A 2,594-nucleotide genomic window follows, 5' to 3' on the forward strand; every position below is an offset into this window, starting at 1 on the left:
CCGGTCGGGTGCGCGGGCGGCTCCGCCGACTGTCCGGCTACTGCCTGGGGAAGCGCAGGGTGGCCCCGCTCTCGGAGCTGGTCCGCCCGTGGTCGAGCAGTTCGGTGAACCCGGCGTCCGCCATGACCGCCGAGCGCAGCATCAGCGCGCTGGCCGGGGCCCGGAAGGCCGCGTTCGGATCGTCCAGGCCCTTGGGGTCGGTGTCCACGAGCAGCGGTTCGTTGAACGACCCCCACAGCTCGGGCTCCCCGTCGCGTTCGGCGCCCAGGAGGAGGGTCTCCACCCGTGCCTCCGACAGCATCGGCAGGAGGGGCGTGGTCCCGCGCACCGCCTGGTCGTGGGCGAGCTTGCGCTGGTAGTCCTCCAGGAACGCGTCGTGCCTCTCCACGACGAACTCGCGCAGGGCGTCCTCGGCGGCCTTGTGCAGCCGCTCCTCGGCGTCGGTCCCGCCGCGCCCTCCCGGGACGACCCGGATCGGGACGGTGAGCTGGCGCGGGCCCAGGTTGTCGCGCAGGTAGGCGATGGCCTCCTCGTCGCCGCCGACGATGATGAGCTCGGCGCCGACCCTGCGGGCGGCCTCGCGCACGTGCTCGGCCACCTTCGCGGTGTTCTCCCGCCACAGTTCCTGGGCGGCGTGCGAGTCGGCTCCCGGGCCGCCGGGGTTGTTGCGCTGTCCGCGGCCTCCGCGCCCGCCCAGGCCGTCGATGTTGCGGAGGGATTCCCCGGCGGCGTCGGTCTCCATGACCGGTGCCCGGGTCGGTCGGGCGGCGTAGGCCGTGACCTTGGCGTTGACCCGGTCCAGGGCCACCAGCACGTAGGGCAGGCGGCGGCCCCGGTCGACGGCCAGGGGGAGCACGTCCGGGACGGGAAGGTACGCGGCCCGGTCCTGGACGGGGATTTCGCCCAGGGTGTGGGCGCCGAGAAGGGTTCCCTCGGAGGCGAAGAGGGCCTGCCCGTGGTCGCCGTAGGCGCGGGACGTCTTCTCCCCGACCGCCTGTTCCAGGACGTCGAGGGTGGCCTCGTCCGTGCCCAGCGCGGCGAGCTCCTCACGCAGGTGCCGCCAGCGCAGTTCGATCTTCTTGTCGGCGTCGGTGGTGTCGCGGCTGGTGTCCATGTGAACCGAAGCCACCGGAGCGCCGCTCTCGTACAGAGGTCGCAGAAAACCCATGTCCATGTATCCGCGGGGCGTGGTCACCCCCGCCCCGCCCACCTCCTTCTCGGGGTCGGCCTGCGGGCCATCCTGGGGCCAATGGTGCTAACCGTACGTACGCCACGTCGAGGGAGACACGCTCCTTGCCCAAGGATTTCCACGATTTGCCCGAGAACGGAACGGCCGCCACCCGACCGGAGAGGGTCGTGAACTGTCGGGCGCGGAAGGGTGCCGGGTCCCTAACGTCGGTGGTGGAAGAAGGAGGCGGGACATGCTGGACAGGTTGAACCGGGCCCTGGAGCGGGTCGAGGAGGACCCCGGGGCTCCGCCGGACGCGGCCGCGATGGCGCGGGACGCGCTGACCTCGGAGCACCACCTCCGGCGGCTGTTCTCGGCCCTGGCGGGGATGTCGCTGTCGGAGTACGCGCGGCGGCGGAGGCTGACGCTGGCGGGGGCCGAGGTGCTCCATGGTGACGACCCCCTGCTCGACGTCGCGGTCCGGTACGGCTACGGCTCGGCGGAGGCGTTCGCCCGGGCGTTCCGCTCCATGCACGGAGTGGGGCCCGGCGAGGCCCGCCGGACCGGTGCGGTACTCGCCTCCCAACCGCGGATGACGTTCCGCCTGACAGTCGAAGGGAGCACCACTGTGCGTTACCGGATCGTGGAGAAGGAGGCGTTCCGCCTCGTGGGGCCCAGGGCCCGGGTCCCCCTGGTGCACCGGGGACCCAACCCGGACATCGTCGCGTTCACGAAAGGGCTCGGACGGGCCGTGCTGGAGGAGGTGGGGCGGCTGTCCGACCAGGAGCCGCGCGGCGTCCTGTCGGTGAGCGTCCACCTCGGCTCCTCGCGGGAGGAGGGGACCGAGCTGGACTACTACCAGGCGGCGGCCACGACCGCTCCCGCGCCGTCGGGGATGGAGGTCCTGGAGGTGCCTGCCGGGACCTGGGTGGTCTTCCCGTACTCGGGGCCCTCGGCGGACTTCCCCGAGCCTCTGCAGCGGCTGTGGTCGGACGCGTTCGGGCACTGGTTCCCGTCCCACCCGTCCTACCGGACCGTCGAGGGGCCGTCGATCCTGCGGGTGGAGTACGGGGAGGACTGCGCGAACGCCGAGGCCGAGCTGTGGCTGCCCGTCGAGCGGGCGGACTGACCCGGCCGGACGGGGGCCCCGCGGCTCCGCCGTGCCCGCGTCCGGGCCTTCGGACGCGGGCACGGCCGCGCGGGGCGGACAGGAACAGGACCACCAGCGGCGGGATGAAGACCGATGCGGGCACGGCCGCCCGGAGCGGACCGCGCCGCGCCCCCCCCGGAGGGGGGGGGGGGGCGGGGGGGTGGCCGGCCGGGGGCCCGTCCGGGGGGGGGCGGGGGGGGGGGGGGCGGCGGCGGGGGGGGGGGGGGGGGGGGGGGGTCAGGGGGGTCGCCGCGGTCGCAGGGGTGGGCCGGGGAC

Annotated in this window: 2 protein-coding genes; one reads left to right on the forward strand and one right to left on the reverse strand. The window is 74.4% G+C overall.

Features of this window, described 5'->3' with window-relative positions; translation table 11 throughout:
* Window positions 1-37: 37 nt before the first annotated feature.
* On the reverse strand, window positions 38-1,174 hold the full coding sequence (locus ACWGL3_RS03285; RefSeq protein ID WP_267950027.1) for a baeRF2 domain-containing protein: 1,137 nt from the start codon (window positions 1,172-1,174) through the stop codon (window positions 38-40).
* Between the two features lie 247 nt (window positions 1,175-1,421).
* Between ACWGL3_RS03285 and ACWGL3_RS03290 the strand changes: the two genes are divergently transcribed.
* Window positions 1,422-2,297, forward strand: coding sequence for an AraC family transcriptional regulator (locus tag ACWGL3_RS03290; RefSeq protein ID WP_344175819.1), 876 nt, complete (start codon window positions 1,422-1,424; stop codon window positions 2,295-2,297).
* The last annotated feature ends 297 nt before the right edge of the window (window positions 2,298-2,594 follow it).

The organism is Nocardiopsis sp. NPDC055824, assembly GCF_053616335.1.

What these genes read in the sequence shown, in the direction of transcription:
- ACWGL3_RS03290 (WP_344175819.1), top strand. Translation starts at nt 1,422, where the DNA reads ATGCTGGACAGGTTGAACCGGGCCCTGGAGCGGGTCGAGGAGGACCCC.
- ACWGL3_RS03285 (WP_267950027.1), bottom strand. Translation starts at nt 1,174, where the DNA reads ATGGACATGGGTTTTCTGCGACCTCTGTACGAGAGCGGCGCTCCGGTG.